The following is a 25,122-nucleotide window of genomic DNA, read 5'->3' on the forward strand; positions in this document are numbered from 1 at the left end:
CGAACCGTTGACCCCCTGCGTGCAAGGCAGGTGCTCTAGCCAGCTGAGCTAATCCCCCGGATTCTTTCAAGAACACCAGGATTACGCTTCGCATCTTATTTTTCGGTTAACAATTTATGACCATGACTTAAAATTTCTATAAATCCAGCCTCTATTATTCAACCGATCTTTAAGATCTCAATTCTTCAAATCTCCTTTATCTGCAACCCCTCTCTCGGTAAGCGGATGCAAAGGTAGTTCTTTTTATCAAACTTCCAAATTGTCAGACCAAAAAAAACAGTTTTTTTCTGCTAACAGGCCTGAATTCATAAGGAATATCAAAGATAAAACTTTTAATGACAATAATTTAAGAAGGCTCAAAAAATTACACTTAATTTGAATATTTTTATTCACCGATAAATTATGAGGCTATTTATGAGAGAGGAAAGCCTTTTCAGTCTTTCCTCCGCCTGACATATAAGTCCACTTTTCTACATAGTATAAATATCGGATATTCATTTCACTCTGGGAATATTCACTATTTTTTTTAATTAACACGAGAATAATATAAGACCCGATTAAAGATAGTTAATAAGATAAATAATCAGACTCTGTAAACTTACCTATACTCAAATACCTGTTATATAACATTTTGTATTTCTCATGGTTTGCCATATCCGGTTTATACTCACATATAAAGCCTTGCCCCATTTTTAACTGTGCTTCCTGCACTGTATGATATTTTCCCGCAACGACAGCCGCAAACATAGCAGCTCCTAATGCACAGGTCTGCTGCGAGCGTGCGACTTTTATAGGTAAGCCTATTACATCTGATAACATTTGCATTACAAAAGGAGCTTTCAAGGAAATACCTCCAATACCTATTACTTCTTTTATTTCAATACCAGATTCTATAAAACGTTCTATAATCGCTTTGGAGCCAAATGCCGTAGCCTCAACCAATGCCCTGAAAATCAATGGGGCCGAGCTACCGAGAGTCAGTCCTGTAACCGTCCCTGTAAGTAGCTGATTAGCATCCGGCGTACGACGACCATGCATCCAGTCTGTAGCTACAATCGTACTTTTTTCTACGGGAACTTTCATCGCCCCTTCCGAAAGGAGTGGAATAATAGCATCACCCACTTCTTCTATTAATTTAGATTTCAATTCGTCGTTGAGTAATTCTGATCTGGATAGTATATTCTCCAATGGCCATTCCAATAATTTCCGGAACCATGCATACAAATCACCAAAAGCCGACTGTCCCGCCTCAAGGCCTATATATCCGGGAAAAACCGAACCATCTACCTGTCCGCAAATGCCGGGAATAAGCTTATTCCGCATCTCATCATACGGCACAACCATTATGTCGCAGGTAGATGTTCCCATAACACGGACAAATGCTCCGGGTGTTACACCCGCACCGACTGCTCCCATATGACAATCTATTGCCCCTATACCAACTTTAACCTTTGTTGTCAGGCCCAGACGTGAAGCCCATTCGGCAGTAAGAGTCCCGGCACAGGTATCCGAAGGGTATGTTTTCTCAAACAGGTGAGAGCGGAATCCTGACAATAATGGGGAAAGTTCTGTAAGAAACTCTTCGGATGGAAGGCCATCCCATTGTTCATGCCACATCGCTTTATGACCTGCAGCACAACGACTACGCAGAACACTCTCAGGTTTTGTATTACCGGTCAGTAATGCCGGCATCCAATCGGTATGCTCGATCCATGAGTAGGCTTTTTCGCGGACTTTTTCATCTACACGAAGCACGTGCAATACTTTTGACCAGACCCATTCGGCGGAATAAATCCCCCCTTCATAGGCAGTGAAGTCTACAACCCATTCTTTCGCAAGTTCATTAATTTCGATGGATTCTTTTATGGCCGTATGATCTTTCCATAAGACAAACATAGCATTCGGATTATCCTCATATTCGTCCAACAGGGCTAAAGGAGTACCCTGTTTATCTACTAGCACCGGTGTACTTGCTGTCATGTCGAATGAAATACCGATAATGTCTCCTGCAATATCCCCTGCAACCTTCGATAAAGAATCTTTTATTGCCGATTCGAGCGTATCTATGTAGTCCTGGGGATGTTGCCTGTATTGGTTTACTTGCGGATCACAGTATAATCCTTTCTTCCAGCGCGGGTAATATTTTACGGAGGAAGAAATTTCCTCCCCATTCTCCACATCAATTATCACGGTACGGCACGAATCTGTTCCGAAGTCCACTCCTATTACATATTTTCTATTCATCATATATCTTTTATTAATAAATAAGCTCTTTTATATTTCGGGCTTTCAGTCGAAACTGCCCATATCTGCCAATTCCGCTTTCATCAGGAATACATTGTATGGCAACCACATAGACATCAGAAAATACAGGCTGTCGCCATCGGCCGACAACGGATGAAAATATGATCCGTACAACTGCGCATATTCCACTCCCGAGGCCAATTCATAAGGCTCACTCCAAGGTCCGGTTATTTCTGTTGCCGTACGCATGGTTATGTTATATCTATCGGCATTAAAATAGGCAATTATCCATCTATTATGTTTCTGGTTATATATAAATGATAGTTCTCCCACTTTGTCATTAAATATGTTCGTAGCTTGCTCTTCATCACCTTTGAGCCATTGTTTGGTTAAGCCATTCCAAAATTCATAATTAGCCTGATTCTCTATATGCTGTTCTTTGAACCGGGCCAGGCGCGCATTGCTGTCGCGTCCTGTTTGAGTCCCAATCATATACACATATCCATCCTTCTTAAAATATCCCCCCTGCCCAAAATTACTATTGGAAGAAAAACGTACATTTTCGCATTTCGCCCATGTTTGACCGTTATCGACAGATCTATACAGACCGGAATAATTTGTAATCCATCCCGTCCAGTTTTTTATATTAAAATAATGTACATAATCTATATTATTTGCCCGGATAGCTGCTGCCGGAATAGAGGTCCAGTCTCCATTACCCGACGCATCTTTTCCTCCATATATAATTTCGCGGGCATTACCCGACGCATCTACAGCCATACTATTGAATGTCAATCCATCTTCAAGATCATTATCATCCGAAAAGGCAAGAACATTACTGCGCCAACTCCCACCGTTAGGACCGGGAGCGGCAGAGTTAGGCGAAAAGTCGCGCCCGAACGTATCTCCGAAGAAAATCCCATATTTTCCCGGATTCATTTCCCAGATAATTCCCAGATCGGTTCCTCCGACATTCCATTTCTGCGCTGTATTATTCGGGCTAGGGAATTGTTCGCCAGACATAGGGCTCCCTGTTACACGTGCCGTACGGGAAACCTTACGAATAAAAAATCCCCAACGATTATCTATAGTCAGAACTTTTTCTTTCGATTTATTTCCGTCCTTGTAATAAGCAGTCAATAACAGCCGAAAGGATTCGGGATCTGTTTTTTTTACCACATACCTGAATAGATAAGAGGCTGACAGTTCCGATTTTTCTATTTTTGCAGAATAACTTTCACCTCCGCTTTTTGTAACCAGCAGATAATCTATCTCTCCTATATTTTTAAAAGTAAGTGTCGTGGAAACTGCTTTTGTTTCCTTATCGGGTACCAGTTCCGCTATTGAGACCGTAATTTCGTCAATAGGGATATAGGGTTCATTCTCTTCATCTTTACTACAAGAGTAAAATCCTGAAAAAAAGGCTAGCACCCATATATTAACTATATATTTAAATAATCGAGTCCTCATATTATATATTATTATTCCAATTCCGCTCTCATCAGGAACACATTATATGGCCTCCACATCGACATCAGAAAATATAAATTATCACCATCTAATGATGCCGGATGTATATACGAACCATATAACTGAGGGTATTCTTTCCCAGTCGCCAATATCTGAGGTTCGCTCCACCGGCCGGTCAGTTCTTCCGCATAACGTATAGATATATTATATCTGGCAGCGCAGAAATATGTTATAATCCAACATTTATACTTGTTATGATATACAATAGACAGTTCACCCACTGTATCTTCAAACAGGTTAGTAGCTTGAGATTCATCACCTCTGATCCACTCATTGCGATCCTTGTTCCAGTATTCATACAAGGATTGGTTTTCTATATCTTTTTCGTTGAACCGTGCCAGGCGGGGATTACTGTGTCGGCCTGTTTCCGTTCCTATCATATAAACATAGCCATCCTTCTTATAATATCCGGCTTGTCCAAAATTACTATCCGGAGTAAAATGGACTGTTGCACATTTTTCCCATGTTTTTCCATCGTCTTCCGATTTGTAAAGGCCTGAATAATTGGTTATCCATCCCGTCCAGTTTTTCATATTGAAATAGTGCACATAATCCTTATTATTTGCCCGGATAGCTGCTGTCGGGATCGATGTCCAGTCTCCATTACCCGACTTATCCTTTCCTCCGGGAATAAGTTCTCTGGCATTGCCATTTTCATCAGTAACCATGCAGTTAATAGTCAATCCATCATCAAGATTACAGTCATTCGAAAAAGCCAAGACGTTGCACCGCCAATTATCGCCGAAGTCTGCCGGATCGTCCTGACCGGGGATGAAACCCTTACCAAAAGTATCGCCAAGAAAAATTCCATATTTCCCTTTATCCATTTCCCAAACAATACCGAGGTCTGTACCTCCCACATCGTATATTCCGGTAGTATTATTAGGAGAGGACAAGGTCTCACCTTTTACGGCAGTTCCCGTTATACGCGCAATCCGCTCTACTTTTTTTATTTTTAAATGTTTCTTATTTTTTGAGAATCCGTATTCTATTTTCCCATCGTTACTCATCGAAATCAAGGAAGAAGAGAATCCTATCAGGAAAAATATATGCTTGATTTTGTTTGACAATTTCATATTAACATCGTTTTGCCATAGATTCTTCTGGAAGAAGATAATACCCCCTCTCATACTTTAGGAAGAGGTATTATGGCTTATTTACAATTATTGTTCCGGCATTTCATTACCCCAAAGTCTAGAATCTCCCCCCCTGTTTTTTCTCCATTCGTGACGCCAGCGATGCATATCCGGCACGTTAATGAATGGCTTCAATTTGCGCACTTCTTTCGATGGTGCAGGAGGCAGAGGGCTGGCTTCCGACTGATACCAGTATGCGACGGTAGCCAAATCTAATGTAAGATTATTTGCATGTCCGTGTTCTATACTTGCTTTCAGGCTTTTTTCGAAGAAAACAGGATCTTCTATAAAGAAGCGATATATATGTGTACGCCCCAACCAGCCTACATCATTGTTCACACGTGGATATCCGAAGTATGGATGAGAATAGGCCTCTTTTGGACACCATGATGTATTGAAAAGGTCTTCCGTACCTGTTCCCAGCAATGAAGCTTCTTCTTCGCCATCAATAAACCAAAAGTCGTCACCTTCACCATACCAGATTGGAGAAGGACAATGGACATAATAGTTAAGCCCCACAAAATGCCCTTTACCTTTGATATCAGCAAATACATAATTGCGGTCGCCTGTTGTATTATTGTCTTGTTTCCCGATTACAGCCCATTCTGTTTCTCCTTCAGGTGCAGCCTCTGTCAACTCCTGATTATACCACGCATGGAAACGGCCCAGATCGGCTGGTAATTTTTTAGTTTCATAATAATCTACATAAAAATAAAATTTCTCAAGATTTACATCCGACTGGTTTTCAATTTCGAGCCTGGCACCTTCAGCAAAAGGCATGGAGAAATATGACACCATTGATGTACCGTTTGCAGGACCTGCTGTAATAGGCAGTGCCGAATAATTGTACCGTTCATTCCATCCCTGACCAAAGAACGGCCCGATAGGAGATTCAACAGAAGGATAAGCATTGCCATCCCAGTACATACGGATTATAACATCGCTACGGTTCAAAACATGAGGCTCGGGAGCCATTGTTATCCATATATGGTTTATAATACCTGAACCGGGTATATCAGCAATTATACGTTTTTCCCCGGGACGTATATCTGAAAGATGATCCAGAACTCCTCCTGCGGGATCATTACTGCTAATGCGCCGGTTTCGCATTCCGTTTTTCATTTGAGAAAGCTCATACATAGTTCCCGGAACGGGATTTTGAGCTTCTGAATCCGGAATACAGAATGATGCAAACAGTAAACAAATTAAAATTAGCTTTAATGATTTCTTTTTCATAATAATAAACTATTTATCTAATGGGTTCTGACGGCCTGCCTTTTATGAACGGAAGGCAGGCTAAGATACTTAATGTTTATAACATATGGTTATTCAAAAGTCAGAGGGAAAGGAAGTTCATAATTTTCCGGTAAGATTATCATTGCATTGATACAATAGAATTTAGCCCAGTGAGTATTCTCAGGCCCGGGACACAGGGTTATAGTAATTCTTTCACTATCATCCGGAGTTATATCCCTGACAACAGCAACATTTGATGTATTGTAAGCCGTATTCAAATATGTCACTACTTCTTCACCTTTACCTTTAACCCGATATTCATTTTGAGTATTTATATCATTAATCGTACTAAAAAAAATAAAAGAATATTTCAGGTTTTTATTCAAAGAAAGTACAAGTCGGCTCGAAGCCACATCCTTCCCGTCATTAAAAAATAAGTCATCCGACACCTCCGACGGAAAACCCAATGTATTTGGAAAGTTTCGGTCAAATGTTCCGAAAACTCCGTCAATAGAAATAGAATAATCAGAAACTGCATCTTCCATATCTTTTAATTTATCTAATTTCATGTCAGATACCTTAAAGTTATTAAAAGGTGCTGCCGATAGTATATCACCAAAATCAATAAATATTGGACTTTTGAATGGGAAAGCCTTAAGTACATTTAATGTAGAAAAATATTTCAGTTTCCCGTCCTCCGATTCTATTTTGAGCGTTGTTTGTCCCGGAACAAGCCCTACTAGTGTAAGGGAATTATCCGTATGAGGCTCAAGCCGCACAAGTTCTGGTTTGTCGACACTCCATATAAATTTCCCTTTGGCTGTTTCTTCGCTGTCAAAAACAGGAAATATCGTTACCTTGTTTTCTATTTCGGTCTTGACTGTTATAATTTTTTGGGTAATTCTTGCATATTTTGTTGGGAATTCAGGCATATCATCACCACTCTTGCAAGAACTGATTCCCAAAACTATTAAAAGAATATAGAAAATATATTTAAAAGATTTCATAAGATAATATTTTATATTCACTATTATTTGTATCAGTAAGAAGAACCGGAGCGGAAACTACCGATTCCGGTTCTCCTTGTTTGAGAATTAATAACCCGGAGCCTGGATCAGCCTGGGATTAATATCAATCTGGGCTTGCGGCACAGGCCACAGATACATTTTTTTGTAAAATCTACGATTTTTGTAAAAAGTACGTTTATAGAATGCATCAGGATTATTGATATCATCACTTTTCGCAGACCCTTTAAAGTTCATCCCGTAATACGGACGATTAAGTTCAGTTTCTGCAATTTTCCATCGACGTACATCATGAAAGCGGATACCTTCACAGTTAAACTCCACCCGCCTTTCTTGTTGAATCAGCTTACGGATCTCGTCCTGAGAACCCGATGTTACATCCGGGATTCCGGCTCTCTGCCTCACATAATTGATGTATTTTAAAATATCCGCATTACCCGGGTCGGATTCATTCAGAGCTTCGGCATAACCCAAGTATGCTTCTGCCAAACGGTAAAGAATACCAGGCTGATACGGATGTGTCGGAGTCCTGGGGAAAACTTCGAGACTAATCCTCTTCCTTACATTATAACCATTTTGCGGAGCGTCGAAGGTGTTTCCTGTATCCCGTCCTCCATTCTGATAAAACTCAACCCGTCTGTTATCTACTCCTAGCCACGCCTCATTGTATATTACCGATGCATAGAAACGTGCTTCTCTCTTACAATACATGTTGAATGTGCCTGGGAGTGTCACCTGTCCGTGTACATTGTCCGGCCCTGATGCTCCCGGCCAATTTGTATTTCTTACTTCCCCTAGCGTAGAAAATCCGCTTTCGGAATATCCGGATGCGGGATTAATAATTGGCATATTATTTACATCGTATCCCAGTATCGGACTCGTGCCGTTTTCCATATAAAAAGCATCTACCAGTTCCTGGGTAACACCCATCCCGGCATTTCCGTTTATTCCTTTTGGCAGATGATGATCCTGCCAACTACCCAAACCTTCATAATAATCTCTACCCGGGTCCCATGTCCTTCCAAATATAATCTCTTTATTACCTTCAGAAAATTTCTTCAAAGACATATTATAATATGACATGAAAGGATCTATTGTACTGTCATTATTGTATTCCTTATATAGCTGATAGCCGTTTGCATGTGCCAGATCGATCAACTCTTTATGAGCTGTTGCCGCACGGCTCCACTTACCGATCTCCGCTGTAGGTTTGAATAAATTGACCCCATCATTATTTTTCCAGTCCTTAAGATCCGGATTCCCATTAAATAAAGGGCTTGCCGCAAAAAGAAGCATACGCGCTCTCACAGCATAACACATTGCGGAAGTTGCTCTACCCCAATCAGCTTCTTGAGAATAAACTGCAGGCAGGTGTTTGGCCACTTCTACCAATTCATTATCTATCCAGCTCACAATATCATCATATGGAGTTTGAGTGATCATCAGTTCCGACTCTGGTGCATCCACTGATTCTATAACTCCGGGCTTGAACGGGATCGGACCATATATCTCCAGCATTAACGCATAGTAGTACGCAATCAGGAAGCGGGCTTCATATTTCATTCTAGTAACATATTCGTCGCTCATACCCTGCGCCTGATTGGGACGCGCATTTTCTATAAATATCAATGCACTCCGTATTTTTTGAGGAAAAGTAACCCAATAATAGGGATTCCATGCCGATTCCGGATTCCAATCCCCGGCAGTGTATGCATACACATTTTTCCATCCAAAAGGTTGCCACTCTGATGGAATAGTCATATCATCTGACATTATGTTCCATCCCTGTTCTTTAAAATACCCCCACATCGGATTAGGTACCCCTGAATACACACCTGCAAGCCAGTCTTCAGTTCTGATTTTATCAGAAAATATCATCTCCATCGTCAGATAATCATCAGGTTTCTTATCCAGAAAATCGGAGCATCCTGTTGTGCCAATTATTAGTAATGAAGAAATAAGGGCCAGTATTAAATATTTTATATCTTTCATATTCATCATTATTTATTGGAAATTAATACTTAATCCAAATGATATGGACTGAGTCATAGGATACTTAAGCCCATCCGTCGTGGCTAATTCCGGATCCCATAATTTAAATTTAGAGAAAGTAAAGATATTCGAAGCCCTTGCAAAGAGACGCAGGTTTTCTATTCCGGCCGATCTCGTCCATACCTGAGGCAATGTATAACCAACCTCCAAAGTCCTCAACCGCAAGAAGCTCATATCTCTTAACCACCAGGTAGATGCCTGTTCATTATTAGTATTCGCCCCATAAGTCAATCTTGGCCAGAATACATTCTGATTCGGATTTTCCTTTGTCCAGCGATCATCGATATTAGTGAAGACATTCCCGGTTGCTCCTAATGCGGTTCCGGGTAACCAGTTCTCTCCGCCAAGCATCTGATATGTATTAGCTGTACCCTGGAAGAAAAAGCCAAAATCTATAGCCTTATATTTTATATTGGCACCAAATCCGTATACAATTTCCGGATTAAAGGTTCCGCCAATAGCTGTCCGGTCTCTTGCATCGATCGAATTATCCCCGTTCAAATCTTTATACTTGATATCACCCGGACGGACTGTACCGAACGTATGAGCAGGTATCTCCTGCTTTAAATTGCCATTGGTGTCAAAATCATCTTCAGTAAAAAGCCCTTCTGATACAAGTCCGAATATCTGGTTGATAGGATGTCCCGTTTCAGCCCTGTTAGTTCCTATTACAGCAGCAGGTTCATCTTTCTCAATAATTTTGTTTCTGGCAAAAGTGTAATTTGCCATTGCCGAAATATGCCAGTCGTCAGACAATTTTTTATTTGCATTCAGAGACAGTTCAAACCCTTTATTTTCTACTTTACCAAAATTGGCATAAGGAGTTTGCATAAATCCGGCCGAACCCGGAACTGTCCGCCTTTGCATAAAAATATCCCTGCGCTTATCCATGAAAACATCCGCGGTCAGGTTTACCGAATTGCCCCATAAACCCACCTCCAAGCCTAAGTTTGTCTTGGTCGATGTTTCCCATGTTAATGCAGTATTTTCTGCATTCCCTTCTGCTTTTCCGACACGATGGAAATTACTATCTGTGCCAAAAGTATACCATCCGTAACTTTCATTGATTGTTGAAAGATACGCAAACCTGTTATCCCAGATATTTACGCCAAGTATACTATTACCTACTTCACCCCAGGACCCTCTAAGTTTCAGATTGGAAATAGTGTTTGCCAGGCCTTCCATAAAACTCTCCTGAGAAATGATCCACCCTAAAGAAACCGATGGAAAAAATCCGAAGCGATTACCTTTGGCAAAATTTTCCGAACCATTGTACCCAAAGTTGAACTCCGCAACATAGCGGGTATTATAAGTATAGGAGAATCTTCCGGCAAAACCCTGAGTACGGTAAGGCAAACGGTCCCAATATTCAGTTCCTCTTTCGAGCTCCCTCTGATTATATAAAAGCATAGAATTTACAGCATGCTTTTTATCAAAGGTTCTCTCATAGTTGATTGCCCCTTCAAGATAAATACTTTGTTCACCCCATTCGGAACCGACATCATAACCTAGAAATTGTTGACCATAAGTATATATAGACAACGCTAAATTTCCATTAGCATCTCTTTCAGTGGCAGGTGTATAATAATCAGGATTTTTTCCCCTAACCTTATAGGAACCCGAATATCTGTCGAAAGAAAAACTCAATTTTGCACTTAACCCGGGAGTGATAAATTTCAGATCTTGCTCAACGGATGCCAAAGATTCAATTTTATGGCGGTTCAATGTTTCATACCCCCGTTGTGTAGCCCAGGCCCACGGATTTTCCCTTGCATATACCCGAGGTATTTCTCCTGTTGAATAAACGGGAGGATGAACATATGGAGGAATCCTCGAAGCCTGATAGAAAATACCCACATCTGTTTCATTCCATCCCGGAGGAGAGTTACGGGCGATCAGATGTCCTCCCAGATTGAAACGAAACAGCGTAGTTTTAGTCAGGTTAACATCTACATTTGAACGGACATTATAACGCCTGACCTTCAGAGAAGAATCCCATGCCTGATTTTTATCTCTTTCTATAATTCCGCTCTCATTATAGAGCCCTAACGTTAGAGCATAACGTAATATGTCACTACCTCCGTTTATATCTAAATTAGCAGTAGTACTACTTGCAAAGTCCTTTGCTACAACATCCCACCAGTTGATATCAGGATACAGTTCGGGATCGGTTTGATTTCTGTAATTTTCGATTGTTGCGTTGTTGAAGAGCGGAGACTGATTAGGATATGCGTCCAGATAGACGTCGTTCATCAATTCCAGATACTTCACAGAACCAATATACTTAGGCAGTTTCGTTGGCTTAGTATATGCCTGCTCTACGCGCGCGCTTACTTTCGGGGCCCCTATTTTACCCCGTTTTGTTGTAATCATTATCACGCCATTAGCCCCCCTAACGCCATATACGGCACTGGCAGCAGCATCTTTTAACACAGAAAATGATTCGATTTCATTCGGGTCCATATCGTGTAAGGAGCGCTCTATTCCGTCTATCAACACTAAAGGCTTAGAATTTCCAAAAGAACTCATACCTCTAATCCAAAAATCAGAATCATTAAACCACGGATTGCCACTTCGTTGTACGGCAATTACCCCGGCTAACTTCCCTGCAAGATTATTGCTGACCGAACGAACTGGGGCTGTAAGTAATGATTGAGGCTCAACAGTACTAATAGCTCCAACAACTGACGCTTTCTTCTGAGAACCGAATCCGACAACCACTACTTCATCCAAAAAAGCGACATCTTCATCTAAGGCAACATCAATAACCTTTCTGTTCCCTATTTCTTCTACTTTCTCTTTAAAACCAATACATGTAAATCTCAGTACAGCACTGTTTGATTTTGTACCAATGGAATAAGTTCCATTTTCATCTGTGATCACTCCATTTGTAGTGCCAACTTCTGTAACTACTACTCCGGCCAATAACTCTCCTTTAGAATCGCTCACACGTCCTGTTATTACCCTGCCGGACTGAGCAAAAGCAAAAACAAGGTTTAGGAAACAACACATCATTAACAGGAAATACTTTCCATTTCTTCTTCGTTTCATGTGTCTCATAACAATCATAATTTTAGCATAAGTATCTATATATAATTTTTTAATAAGATCATTCTTGTTTATCGTACCGGGTATCGGTAAATTCGTTCCTTAGATTTTGCTTTTCAGTTATCAAATTACAATTTATCCACCATATGCAAGACCTACACGGAAAAAGACCAATACCCGATAAAATCATCTGAATCTTCAGGTATTCCTATACACTCATTCATTCAATATGAATAACCTGCCCTTCCGAATAAACCCTGTCTGTTTTACCCTCTTCTTTTGCTTCGTTGGTCAGATAACCCAGAAGTTTCACAACAAACCGATATTTCTTACTTGTATCGATTGTTATATCGCGAGATGTTCCTTCATTTTCGACTATAACTATTTCTCTGTAAATATTATTCTCTACTACCTGTATACTGACTTCCAACGGCCGTCTGAAATCATCCGATATATTTGCAGGAATCTGCCATGATAATTTGACTAGATTATCATGTTTTGTATAACTCAAATTTTCAATCTCAGGTAAAGAATGACCGAATTCTTTATAATCAATAACATCTCTATCATAACAGCTTGTAAATGACATAATAGTAAGCGCTATGATCAGCATTCTAGCTATATTTTTCATAATCATATCTTTATTTTCAATATTAATACCCCGGATTCTGTGTATAATTACCTTTTGCCCATTTCATTTGAGGTAACGGAATTGGGAAATACTCATCTCTACCCGCTGTAAAGCGCGCATTATCCATCCAGGAAAATCTATTTTTCTCAACAGCGAAATAATCATTCATCGTTTTTTCCAAAATACCCCACCGCTGCAAATCGAAGAACCGGCGTCCTTCGCAAGCCATTTCCAAACGGTTTTCCCATTGTAATGCTTTCATAGCAAAATCTTTAGTCCAGGTGCAATTGATTCCGGGCTTATATGTTTCACATTTGTAATTCAAGATTGGCGATCCATCCGCTTTCCTCAAACGGATAGTACTTTTTGCCGCCCGCTCCCGAATTTTGTTGATTAACGGCAAGGCTTCATCCCATCTATCCAACTGTATGAGCGCCTCGGCTTTCCATAGTAATACTTCATCGTAACGAATCATCCTTTTATTCATCGAATTGAACTGCCAGCCATCATATAGCAAACAATTACAATTAGGATGGACCAGTTCCTTTATTGATTTCAGATATCCATATTCAGCCGGATTACGAATTGCTTTTTGTTCGAAGATCAGAAAAGGATCATATTTATAGGGTTGTCCCGGAACGGCGGCAGTATGACTAAAACGGGGATCGAATGTATTTTTACCGAAAAATTCGTTATCCCCATCAGCATAGCTACCGACATTGTAAGTATCAAACATCGGCAATCCGTCTGTTCCGGTTTTGAAAGCATTTCCCATTGTGTAACTCACATGGTGAAAACCACAGCATTGAAATCCGGCCCATTGCCATGGATGATTCAATCCTTCACTTCTGTTTATTTTCCCTCCTGTAGAGCTACCGTCATCGATCGAATATTGTATTTCCCATATAGATTCTTTCGTATTATTATCAAAAGCAATATCAAAATTATCTCCAAAATCATCGCATAACCCAACAGCTTTACCTTCCTGCTCCGTCAACTTATTGAGATATACCAGGGCTTCTGTTAATCTGTCTTTATTGATGGTTGTTACACGGTGTCTTTCATCCTGCTCATAGGCCATAGAAAGCAGTACCCGGGCAATCATTGCCGTTGCTGCATTCTTCGTTATGCGCCCTTTATCCACCTGGCTTTCGGGCAGAAGGTTTTCCGCGTCTTTAAAATCGTTCAACAGTTTTTCCCATAAGTACAGATCGTTTGGCATATCTTTTTCCCTGTTCGGTACTGATTCAAAAGCAGAGGAAGTCCCAACAACCTTCTCGTCAATATAAGGCACATATTTCCAGAACAGCTTAATACGATAAAGCGTAAAAGTCCGAATAAACTTCATTTCTCCCATTCTGGCGTTCCTGGCGGGAAATTCATCTTCAGTGATTGTCTCCAGTCTTTGCAAAGCGGTATTACATCTCTGTATTACCTGATATGATACATACCATGGGTAATCGAGAGGCCATCCATTTGGAGTTACGCCCACAAAGGTTTCCATAAAATGCCAGCCATCTCCATCCCATGTACCTCCTCCACCTTTATAAGAATCGTCGGAACGTAATGAACCTGACCACCAGGGTGCAAAAGGTGAATCCCAGGACGGTATATCTGTCATTCTTGCATATGCTGCAGTTACAAAGCCTTCCATATCTTCAGGTTTCGTAAGCAACGATTCATCCAATACTTGTTTGGGAGCCACATCTAAAAAATCGGAACAACTATTTGCTGCGAAAAAGAAAGCTAAAACGAATATTATTAATTTAAACTTTTTCATAGATACTAAGATTTAGAATGTAACATTAAGTCCAAATGTTAATGAGAATGGAGTCAAATAACCGTAACCGGGCATCTCCGGATCGAAACTTGTGTATTTATCTTTACCCCAGCTTTTCTTCAGAGTTAAGACGTTTCGTGCCGAAGTATAGATTCTTAGGTTCTGCATCAACATCTTACCTGATATTTTCTTTGGAAGTGTATACCCTAATTCTATATTCCTCAGTTTGAGATAAGACCCATCTTCTACAAAATAGCTGGAGAAACGATGTTCTGCATTTTGTGTCGAATTAGATATAGCTGGAATATCTGAATTAGGATTATCGAATGACCAGGCACCTAATATTCTCTCCGGATGATTTTTATGAGCCGGTACAGTTATATTCCATAAGTCGGATTCTTGTTTCCAGATATTATTTACTTTATTGCCATAAACACCCTGGAAGAATATATTCATATCAAAATTGCGGTATTTAAGGTCAAATGTGATCCCTCCGAAGAAATCTGGATCTGTAACTCCGATATATGTTCTGTCATATACTTCGTCTACCACTCCATTTCCATCGAGATCTTTGTAGCGAATACGGCCGACAGCCTTTCCTTTCTGTTCGGCATGGTTATCAACTTCCTCCTGTGTCTTAAATATGCCATCAGCAACTAAGCCATAAAGTATATTAGGAGTTCTTCCGGTAACAAGGTCAAGTACCCCATCGCCCGGATATTTATTAATTACGTTTTCGGGAAGATCTATTATTTTGGTTTTATAGGTTCCTATATTGGCCGAGATAGTGTACTGAAAGGCTGATTTAGGATCGTTACTATAACTAATGGAAAATTCTATCCCTTTATTATTCATATCAGCACCATTAATCCAAGGTTCGCCACCTTCACCCATCGCTGCAATGTAAGGTGTTTGAACCAATATATCTGATGTCTTCTTATAATAATATCCTAACGAGCCGTTTATCCGTTGATTAAGGAATCCGAAATCTACAGCAAGATCGGTCTGTGTTGTTGTTTCCCATTTGAGATCCGGATTACCCAACCATGTTCTCCTATAACCCGAATATAAAGGCCCGGTCTCATTTCCTTCTATAGGATAAGATGTCCCGAAATAATCGGTTGTGAACGGAGTAGATGTATAACCTCTGGGTAAACCTTGTACACTGCCGTTTGCTCCCCAGCTGGCACGCAACTTGAGGTCAGATATAAAGTTAAAGTCCGCCATGAAAGGTTCGTTATTAATCCGCCATCCTGCCGAGAATGCAGGGAACGTCGCATAACGATTATTTGCACCGAAAAGAGAAGATCCATCCCGACGCAACGTGGCTGAAAACAAATACTTTGTATCATAAACGTAATTGGCTTTTCCAAATACGGAGAAATATGTATACTCATCGGCAGAACTTCCAAGAGAATATTTTGATCCAGTAGTTATCCCTAAGTGAGCGAAGTCACGGTCTTCAAGATAGACACCTTCTCTTCTTGCTGAGAACCCTTCTTGTACAAACCTTGTCAGTTCCAATCCAAGTACGGCATCAAGACTATGTTTCCCTTTATTCATATTATAAGACATAGTGTTAGTCCAAACATAGCTAAGAGGATGAGACTGGCTATTTCCTACATAGTTTTCGCCGTCACTATTCCGTCCTCCGTTTTCGGACCAGGCACGATCCAGAGTCCTGTTATATGCATTCCCGTAATCTACACCAAACTGTGTGCGGGCAGATATCCCCTTCCAGATATCAAGGTCCAGAAAAACATTACCTATTACTTTTACATAGTTGTTAGTATTGTCTTTATTGTTTGTCAATACACGCACAGGGTTTGTAAAGTCATCAAAACCAGCAGCTCCTGCCCATCCTCCATTGACGTCATAAACGGGAACCGCCGGAGGCATAATCATAGCCCAACGCGTTTCATTCCCATCCCTGTACTGCAAATAGGACACAGCAAGATTTTCCCCTATCTTCAACCGGTTATTTATCAGATTATACTCCGTATTGACCCGTATTGAATACTGTCTGAAATATGTATGAATTTGTGTTCCCTGATTGTCGTAATAGCCAAGCGAAAATAAACTTTTCGATTTATCCGATCCACTGGAAACAGTTAATTGATGATTAGTCATTATTGCTGTCCTGAGAACCTCATCCATCCAGTTTGTATCAGAACCTCTTACCGTTTTGTCGGCATTAAGCCATTCAGCCGGTCGCGCCGCATCCAGTATAGCTCTTCCGTTAGCATCTCTATGCCATATGAAATCGTAGGTAGATGGTAATGACATAGCCATCCCATATATCTCTTCGTCATATGCCTGCGCCCTGAAAGTCGCAATCCCGTATTGTTCCGCATTCATCAGTTTCGGCTTATTCAATACGGTATTGAAAGAAACACTCCCGTTATATTCGACTTTGGTTGTGCCAGCTACTCCTTTCTTAGTCTGAACCAATACTACTCCTCCTGAAGCCCTGGCTCCGTATATACTTGCAGAAGCCGCATCCTTCAAGACTTGGATAGACTCAATATCTCCTGAGTTTATATCACGAAGATTCAGGTTTTCAGTTGGCATCCCATCTAATACTATCAAAGGCTTAATTCCTCCCGATAAAGATGAAAGTCCCCTGATTTGTATATTAACTCCTTCTGCCGGATCACCTCCGTTAGTAGTAATATATACTCCTGAAAGTTTTCCCTGAAGAGACTTCATTGCATTCGCTGACGGATTTTTTGCTAAATCAGCAGCATTGGCAATAGATAGTGATCCCGTCAAATCAGCCTTCTTCTGAGTCATATAACCGGTATAAATCACCTCTTGCAACATGGTAGCATCGTTCTCCATATTTACATTAATCGTGCTCTGATTCCCGACTACGACTTCAATCGTTTTTTTTCCAATAAAGTTAAAGACAAGAATAGCACTTTCTGAATCTGCTTCCAATGTGTACTTTCCATTAGCATCAGTCATCGTACCTTTTTGAGTGTCCTTAATAAAGACACTCACCCCGGGCAGAGTCTCTCCGGTTTCAAGTTCAAATACCGTACCTGTAACTATTCTTTTTTGGTATGCCTCATCAGTACCGTTTATCGCAAACAGGCCAACTGATGTGAAAATCATTAGCATTAGAATAAGTGACTTTCGATATATGTTTTTCCATAGTTTTAGAAACAATATAATTCTGAGATTACATAGCAGTTCCTTTTTCATAATTTTTAGTTTAAGGTGAAACAGTGTAAAAAATCTTATTATTGATTTTAAAGATTATAAACAGGAAGAGCTTAGGAGAAAACTCCTCCTGTTTTTATATCGACCTTCTATTTATAGATCGGGCCATATGTATTACATGCCCTATAATCAGAACCTTCAGTATCAGAACCAAAGGCACTCCATGCCGATGGACGGAATATCTTATCCTCATCCACATTATGCATACAGACAGGGATAGAACACATGGAAGCAAGCGAAATCAGATCTGCTCCGATATGCCCGTAACTGATAGCTCCATGATTGGCTCCCCAATAATTCATAACAGAGTACACATCTTTAAAATGGCCTTGTCCGTTAAGTCTGGGCACAAAAAATGTAGACGGCCAGGTTTTATCTGTACGCTGATCAATTATATTAAATATTTCTTCCGGGAATGTAGCTGTCCATCCTTCTGCTATCTGAATAACAGGCCCTTGCCCTTTCACCAGATTAATGCGGCACATTGTAACAGGCATTCCGGCTTTTGACAAAAGCTTGGAAGAATAACCACCTCCACGGAAATATTCTAAGGAAGAAGGCCCCCACTTTGTCGCTTTAAGCATAGCATTTACTTCCTCTTCGTCTATTTCCCAGAAAGGTTTCATTACAGGTTTACCATATTTGGTTTGCTCTCCTGTAGCATCCAAAGTACATGCTCCGGAATTGATCAGGTGGATAGCCCCATTCTCCAACAGGCCGTCCGGTTTCCAGCCTGTAACCCTTTCCAAAGCTGCAGGACTCCAATATGTTCTTACATCTGCAAATATCTGAGCCGTATTTGTTAATAATTTACCAAATAACATTGATATCCCATTCAGATGATCATCCTCTGTCGCAAATGTAAAAGGCTCACGTATGCCATTCCAGTCAAAAGATGTATTAAGAATTGCTTCAGAAAAATCGCCGTTCGGAAGAAAATCTGTCCACTGGCGCTGTCCCTGGAATCCTCCGGCAATAGCGTTGTGCCCCATTGCTTCTTCTCCAAATCCCATATCCCATAACTTATCATTGCCTATCATCAGATCGCGCATGATTAAAGTCATTTTCACTACAAATTCCCAGTCTTGGTCTTTCTGCTCACGCGAGCGCCGGATTGTTTCAGGATTATGATCCGGTAATTCATTCACAACACAGTTTTTCTTGGTCCAAGCCAGTGCTTTTTCAAATTCATCCTTATCATATATCTCCTGCTGAATCCTCCGAAGCACTTCGGAACAATCTACATATTCGGTACGCATACCCAGATATTCCTGAAGAAAATCAGGGTTTACGATAGATCCACCTATCCCCATCGAGACAGATCCGATAGCCAAATAAGATTTCCCCCGCATGATGGCTACTGCAAGGCCTGCTTTAGCAAAACGTAACAATTTTTCCTGAACATCTTCAGGTATCACAGGATCACCCATATCCTGAACATCGCGTCCGTAAATTCCGAAAGTAGGGAGGCCTTTTTGCGTATGTGCGGCAAGAGCAGCAGCCAGATATACGGCACCCGGACGCTCAGTGCCGTTAAAGCCCCATATTGCTTTTGGTATCAGAGGATTCATATCTATTGTTTCTGATCCATAACACCAGCATGCTGTTACGGAGAGAGAAACTCCAACATTTTCCCTTTCAAACTTCTCTGCACAGTCAGCCGCTTCTTTAACACCGCCAATACATGTATCCGCGATGACGCATTGCACAGGTGATCCATCCGGATAGCGAAGATTTGTGCTATAAAATTCAGCAACCCTTTTTGCCATATTCATCACTGTATCTTCTAAAGACTCACGGATACCTCTCCTGCGCCCGTCAATAACAGGGCGAATCCCAATTTTTGGATAGTTCGTTTTTTTCATTTTTTACTTTTTTAATATTACTTTTTCTTTATTGTTTCTCAAGTGTCAGTATATCGAAGTGAAATTTTGATCCCTTCTCTGTTTTTTTCACTTTAATTGAAATAGAATTTGTATGTCTGGTAAGAGTAAATATCCCTAACTCTGCATCCTCCATTTTTTCTTCAGTCTTGCTGTATACATCTTCCCACGATTTTATTTGCTTTTGCCTGTTCCAGACTTCAAAAGCTCCTCCATCGGGAGTTTTATAATAGGTCAGCTTAATTTTATAGACACCCTCTGGTACTTCATCCAGCATAATGCGCACCATTCCCTCATTTTCAGTATCCGCGATCAAACGATCTTTGTTTTCAACTTTCAGTCCATGACCGATCGACAGGTTCATTAACTGTGGATAAAAGATATGTGTAGAAGGCTCATAGACCGTACGCAGTTCTTCGGTCGGAAACACACCACATTCAGCAGGTTTTGATCCGTAATAGAATGCCAGAGATGTATAATCGACAGGAAATCTGTTTTGCTCAGGTCCATGTTCGATCGTAACCAGAAGGTTCTTATCGAATGTAACTTTATCCGTCATAAAAAAACGATATCCTCCGGTGCGTGCCATCGGTAAGGAATAATCGAGAGATCCATGTATAGGCAAACTCACCCCTCTATCCCATCTATCGAGCAAGGCATACCATCCTCCATTGTAGTAATCTTCCGACCCTGTACCATGCATCCTCAATTTATTATCGACTACAGTAGAATCATCTCCTTCGAAAAACAGAGTCATACCCGGGCGTAAAGCTTGAGCAATATGTATGATCCCTATATAATGCCCCCGATCCTTGATGTCTGCAAATAAATAGGGTTCGAATTCCTTTGGATTAATTTCCCGGCGCCAGATACTATATAGACGGCCTTCTTTTTCGGGGTTCTGTGCTTCTTTTGTATAAAATACCCTGGCTTTTACTTCTACCTTCGATTGGTTTATATCCTGCCTTTTTTCATATACAAGGCTCAGCCTCGCTTTTTTACTATACGGCATAGGGATATATGAATAGTTGATTGTCTGAAAAGAGCCCAGTAAAAGACTTTGCATGGCCGGTTTTCCATATGCGTAGCCAAAGAAATCGGCGGCGGGACTGTAAATAGCAGGAGACTCATCATCATCCCACTGCGCTTTCAACATAATATCTTTATATTTACCTTCCAGAGCCGGGCCAAAATCCAACTCAATGCCGGATATACGTCCTCCTTCATTGGCTGAGAAAAAAGGAACAGCTTCTCCCGGAGCAATAAAAAATTCTTTTGTTTCTACCAGCTGTTCAGCCTTATTCAAGCTAGTTAAAGGTTTAACTTGATGGAGCCAAAAATTACAAGCCGTGTTCAGAGCCTCTTTTTGCTTTGTATTCCATATCATACTGAAAGACTCTGTTTGCACATTCTCCGGATAAGGACGGTATTGTATCTGATGAAACATGATCTTCTCACCACAAAATACTATTTTACATGATTTTGCAAATTGAATAGGTACATAACAATAGTATCCTCCTATTTCATTTCCGCAAACCGGATTAACAAAAGGAAAAATCCTTCCTGAAAACAAGTCTATAAAAGGAATACTGATACGTGGAGTTTTTTCGCCATCAATATAGAATTGTATTGTATCTGTAGTCGGTGTGGGCGTCCAAATACGATTAATAACGCCAGGTCCTTTGTAATCGGCCAATACCAATTTCCCATTTTCCTTGCGTAGATAGGAATATTTCCCCGAAAAACCGTCATCATTGTTTCCCGTACGGTCATAACTTGATTCTTGTTCCATTATCCCGGTCCGGTATTGAGGTAATAATGCAAAATTGTATAATTGCTCCAATTCGCTGACCAAGGTAATGTCACCCGCATTTTTCTTCTTTTGTGAGTATGCAGGAAAAACAAGTAAAAATCCGAAAATAATAAAAATTAATTTTTTCATATTTAGTATATATTATCTGAATATCTCAATGCCAAATTTATCACGGATGCGATTATATGCCTCAGCAGCAGCCCCATTACCCCAATCATAAATAGTGAATTCACCTATACCTATCCCGTCCTTACTTGTCCGGCCGTCGTGCCCGTAGTTTTCCATCGTAAAGCCATAGTCTTTTTCATTGAAGAATGGCCAGACTCTTTCCCATTGCTCTTTGGCTAAAGGATTTTCAGGACAATACATCATTGAGAATGAAGCCCGGATCGCAGATAAACCCCGCTCATTGTATTCTTTTTTATTCAGCAGTTTTCCATATTGAAGAATCGTTTCGGCAAAAAGGCTTTGACGAGAGTCATTCCATTCTCCGTCTGCATTCATTACACCAAATCCACCCACTGCATTTACATAAATATAGGGAGGCTGCCATACGGTTTGTGTCATAAGCATCTCATCAAGTGTGCGCTGACCAAGTTTGAGATATTCCTTATTCTTAGTTATTCTATAGCTTTCGAGAAGAGCTTCCGCTGTCCAAAAGATAGAAAAATTACATTGCTTGTACATATTGTTCCTCTCTACTTTCTTCCCTACCCATTCCGGTGTTCCCAAACGGCAACATGACCAGTAAGTTTCAAAATCCTCCCACCGTCCGACAGGCACAATCTCCTTACATACGGCATCTAATGCTCTTAATGCAGATGAATGGTATTTTTCAATTTTAGTTAACTCATACAGCTTGAGCAAGAAAGTAACGCTCATTGATGTCTCCGGCGAATCGTTAAGATATTCCATCGGTTCCAGAGTTTCCATGTCGAGCCATCCCGGGAAGAACCCTTTTGCATCCTGCTTTTGTAATAAGGCGTCCGCGTATTTCCGGGTATATTCCAGTAACCGTTCATCTTTCTCTAATTCTTCATACCAACGCAGCATCAGGGTAGCAGTCCAACTCATATCCAGAATATGGAAAGGAGATTTCCGTGCATCCCAGGTATATGGATTTCTATTGGAGTTTCCCCAATAATAAGTATCCCAGCCTTTCGAACGGTTATATTGCTTCCCTTCAGTTTCTACCGTTTCCATCTCCGTACCGATCAGCCCATAGAAAAAACCTTCTTTCATGGGAGTGGCCAAAGCTAATTCTTTTGAGAGTAGCGCCTTATTCAATAGTTCCTTATCGCCTTTGCGACGGGCATAACGATACAATCCACTTGCCGAACGCAAAGAACTAAACCATGCCTGATTCCATATCGACCGAAACTCCCTCTCATTTACTCTGCCGGGGTAATTAGGACTTTGAGTTGTATTTACGATAAACACCGGAGCACCCACTTTCTTATCACCTAACATAAATTCTTGCCAAACGGCATCTTTCCATGTATTGAACGCCCAGTTGTAAGTATAATCGACATAAGGTTCCAAATCTCCTTTTATCGGATTTCCTTCTTCATACAGTTTCTTTCCCCAATTTTTCCAGAAGAACTTTAACGGTCTGCGAAAAGGATTTTCCAGATCTTCTTTATCCGCATATTTCATCAGATAAAAGCCGAATTCAACCCTTCCTTTAGGATATACTGCTCCTTCTTTGCGCTCATAGATAACATGTCCTGATACAAGTGTTTCACTCATACCTAATACAAGCTTATTTTCCGAAGCGATCATATCCATATACCATCGTGTAGGAGTGCCATTTTTCATAATATTGATATCCGGTATTACAGCTAATCCCTGATTATTATCAGTCACGATCATAGCAGGACTACGAAAAACATGTTGATCGATAATGTTCTTCTCTCCGGGAGTAATATGAGGGGCCCAATTAAAGTCAGGGATAAACGCAGGCTGTATCGTTAGCTGCCAGTCATCTTGTTTTATTTCGGCAGGCAAATCAAATATAAGCCTGACATGAACCAAACCGTTGTCTAGGTTCTTTATTTCCTGCTGAGGATTAATTGAACCTAAACGATTAAACTCGATACTGTGAATTACAGTCTGAAATTCTTTTGGTAGTTTTCTTATCTCTAACAACTCTTCACCTAATACCCTAACCGGAAAAAGAAGACTTGAAAAGAGAGGCAGAAAACTAATTACTAACAAATGATATATCCGTTTATTCATATCTGATATATTGTGCCCCTTTTATAATTATTTCATTTAAAATGCATTGGTAATATCATCTATAGAAACTCCAAGCAGTTTTTCCGTTATTTTTGTCAAATGAGCAGGTTCTCCCACAAAATGGAATACATTATGATTATGAGCCTGGGACTCATTTGGTTTGAGGAAAGCGGCCGGGGAGCAACTCTCCACTTCCAGGAAAGGCCCCATTATACTACCATCTTCAAGAGGTCCGTCGTTGTATGCATTCATAGCATCGCCGACAAGCGGATCTTTCGAAGGATTCCATTCCTGATTAAGATAAGTAGCTCCTTTTTCCACATCGAAAGTAGTGATAGTTAATCTATTCAGTCCAGGATCATAATTTCCGGCAATACCTTTTGTCCTGAATGAATTCAAACCTAATTTCCCCCGCTGGGCACCATCTGTCTTCAGGTAGATGGTCTCTTCTTTTACAGCTAATCTGTCAGCAGGAATTTCGCCGAAATAATCACTGGTCACGATTTTACCCATCGTTTTTTCATCACCCTTATTAAATGGAATAATAGTTACAGCTTTTGGTGCCGGGATAAACATATCCAATATCCATGTAGAAATCGTACCCGTAGCTTTAGTCCATTCAAAATCATTTTTATTGGTAATAATATTACGGGTACTATATGCAACATATTTCACTTCATCAGCTAACCGGATACCTAGCAGGGACTTTATTTGCTCTCCATCTAATAATTCGACAGTACGGTCTACATTCAACTTAAATTGCGTCCCAAGAAAGTTCTTTACCTCCATCTCTTTTTTCATAACAACCTGTTGGCCAGTTGCCGAAATCAATTCCCATGGTTCTATATCAATAGGCTTAGGTGTATGCCAGTTATCATAGACCTGCTCCTTTCCCTTTTCGAAATAGACAGAGTATTTTCCACCTTCAGGCCCAAGCCAAAAACGATTTTCGCCTCCATAGCCATTCATATGTTCATCAGGAACAGCCAGTTCGAAAGCTTTATAACCAATAAACCCCATACTCCTGCCACTTGCCCCATCAACAGTACTGGTGAATACTTTTGCCTGATATTTGGGAGAGACGATTACCTGAGCTTCATTATCCCCTTTCAGTATTATCAAGCTGTCTTTTTCAGACAGATAATTCAGATCGTATCCGAATGTTCCTTTTTCATAATTTTCCATAGCGGTTTCTTTTCCCTTCTTGTTAGAATTAGCACAACTGAACAATAGGCCTAAAGCCAAGATCAGGGCTATAAATTGACTGATTTTAATCATATT

The 25,122-nt window shown here is 40.4% G+C and carries 14 protein-coding genes; all 14 read right to left on the reverse strand.

All coding sequences use genetic code 11. The features are described 5' to 3' along the window. Positions 1–567 precede the first annotated feature (567 nt). Entirely contained in the window at positions 568–2,247 is a 1,680-nt protein-coding gene (locus tag ACFO6W_RS14805; protein ID WP_379997747.1) for a ribulokinase, read from the reverse strand. A gap of 42 nt (positions 2,248–2,289) precedes the next feature. Continuing rightward, entirely contained in the window at positions 2,290–3,714 is a 1,425-nt protein-coding gene (locus ACFO6W_RS14810) for a DUF4185 domain-containing protein (RefSeq protein WP_379997749.1), read from the reverse strand. A gap of 11 nt (positions 3,715–3,725) precedes the next feature. Next, positions 3,726–4,850 carry a DUF4185 domain-containing protein gene (locus ACFO6W_RS14815; RefSeq protein ID WP_379997751.1) on the reverse strand — a complete coding sequence of 375 codons (1,125 nt, stop codon included), beginning with the start codon at positions 4,848–4,850 and terminating at the stop codon, positions 3,726–3,728. Between the two features lie 87 nt (positions 4,851–4,937). Continuing rightward, a complete protein-coding gene (locus ACFO6W_RS14820) occupies positions 4,938–6,146 on the reverse strand; it encodes a glycoside hydrolase family 172 protein (protein WP_379997753.1) in 1,209 nt (402 codons plus the stop codon). Between the two features lie 89 nt (positions 6,147–6,235). Next, on the reverse strand, positions 6,236–7,153 hold the full coding sequence (locus ACFO6W_RS14825) for a hypothetical protein (RefSeq protein ID WP_379997755.1): 918 nt from the start codon (positions 7,151–7,153) through the stop codon (positions 6,236–6,238). Positions 7,154–7,240: 87 nt separating this feature from the next. Continuing rightward, the gene (locus tag ACFO6W_RS14830) at positions 7,241–9,163 is read right to left on the reverse strand and encodes a RagB/SusD family nutrient uptake outer membrane protein (RefSeq protein WP_379997757.1); all 1,923 of its coding nucleotides are present in this window, start codon (positions 9,161–9,163) and stop codon (positions 7,241–7,243) included. Positions 9,164–9,175: 12 nt separating this feature from the next. Continuing rightward, the gene (locus ACFO6W_RS14835; RefSeq protein WP_379997759.1) at positions 9,176–12,283 is read right to left on the reverse strand and encodes a SusC/RagA family TonB-linked outer membrane protein; all 3,108 of its coding nucleotides are present in this window, start codon (positions 12,281–12,283) and stop codon (positions 9,176–9,178) included. A 208-nt stretch (positions 12,284–12,491) separates the two neighbouring features. Then, positions 12,492–12,902 (reverse strand): DUF4945 domain-containing protein, encoded by a 411-nt coding sequence (locus ACFO6W_RS14840; RefSeq protein ID WP_379997761.1) that lies wholly within the window; start codon positions 12,900–12,902, stop codon positions 12,492–12,494. A gap of 22 nt (positions 12,903–12,924) precedes the next feature. Then, on the reverse strand, positions 12,925–14,682 hold the full coding sequence (locus tag ACFO6W_RS14845; protein ID WP_379997763.1) for a RagB/SusD family nutrient uptake outer membrane protein: 1,758 nt from the start codon (positions 14,680–14,682) through the stop codon (positions 12,925–12,927). A 12-nt stretch (positions 14,683–14,694) separates the two neighbouring features. Next, the gene (locus ACFO6W_RS14850; protein ID WP_379997765.1) at positions 14,695–17,799 is read right to left on the reverse strand and encodes a SusC/RagA family TonB-linked outer membrane protein; all 3,105 of its coding nucleotides are present in this window, start codon (positions 17,797–17,799) and stop codon (positions 14,695–14,697) included. Between the two features lie 197 nt (positions 17,800–17,996). Then, the gene (locus tag ACFO6W_RS14855; RefSeq protein ID WP_379997767.1) at positions 17,997–19,772 is read right to left on the reverse strand and encodes an L-fucose isomerase; all 1,776 of its coding nucleotides are present in this window, start codon (positions 19,770–19,772) and stop codon (positions 17,997–17,999) included. A gap of 28 nt (positions 19,773–19,800) precedes the next feature. Next, positions 19,801–21,732 (reverse strand): glycoside hydrolase family 172 protein, encoded by a 1,932-nt coding sequence (locus ACFO6W_RS14860; protein WP_379997769.1) that lies wholly within the window; start codon positions 21,730–21,732, stop codon positions 19,801–19,803. 12 nt (positions 21,733–21,744) lie between these two features. After that, positions 21,745–23,841 (reverse strand): glycoside hydrolase family protein, encoded by a 2,097-nt coding sequence (locus ACFO6W_RS14865; protein ID WP_379997771.1) that lies wholly within the window; start codon positions 23,839–23,841, stop codon positions 21,745–21,747. A 36-nt stretch (positions 23,842–23,877) separates the two neighbouring features. Further along, on the reverse strand, positions 23,878–25,119 hold the full coding sequence (locus ACFO6W_RS14870) for a DUF6786 family protein (RefSeq protein ID WP_379997773.1): 1,242 nt from the start codon (positions 25,117–25,119) through the stop codon (positions 23,878–23,880). Positions 25,120–25,122: the final 3 nt, after the last annotated feature.

It is taken from the genome of Dysgonomonas termitidis (genome assembly GCF_042654545.1).
Classification (GTDB): Bacteria; Bacteroidota; Bacteroidia; order Bacteroidales; family Dysgonomonadaceae; genus Dysgonomonas; species Dysgonomonas termitidis.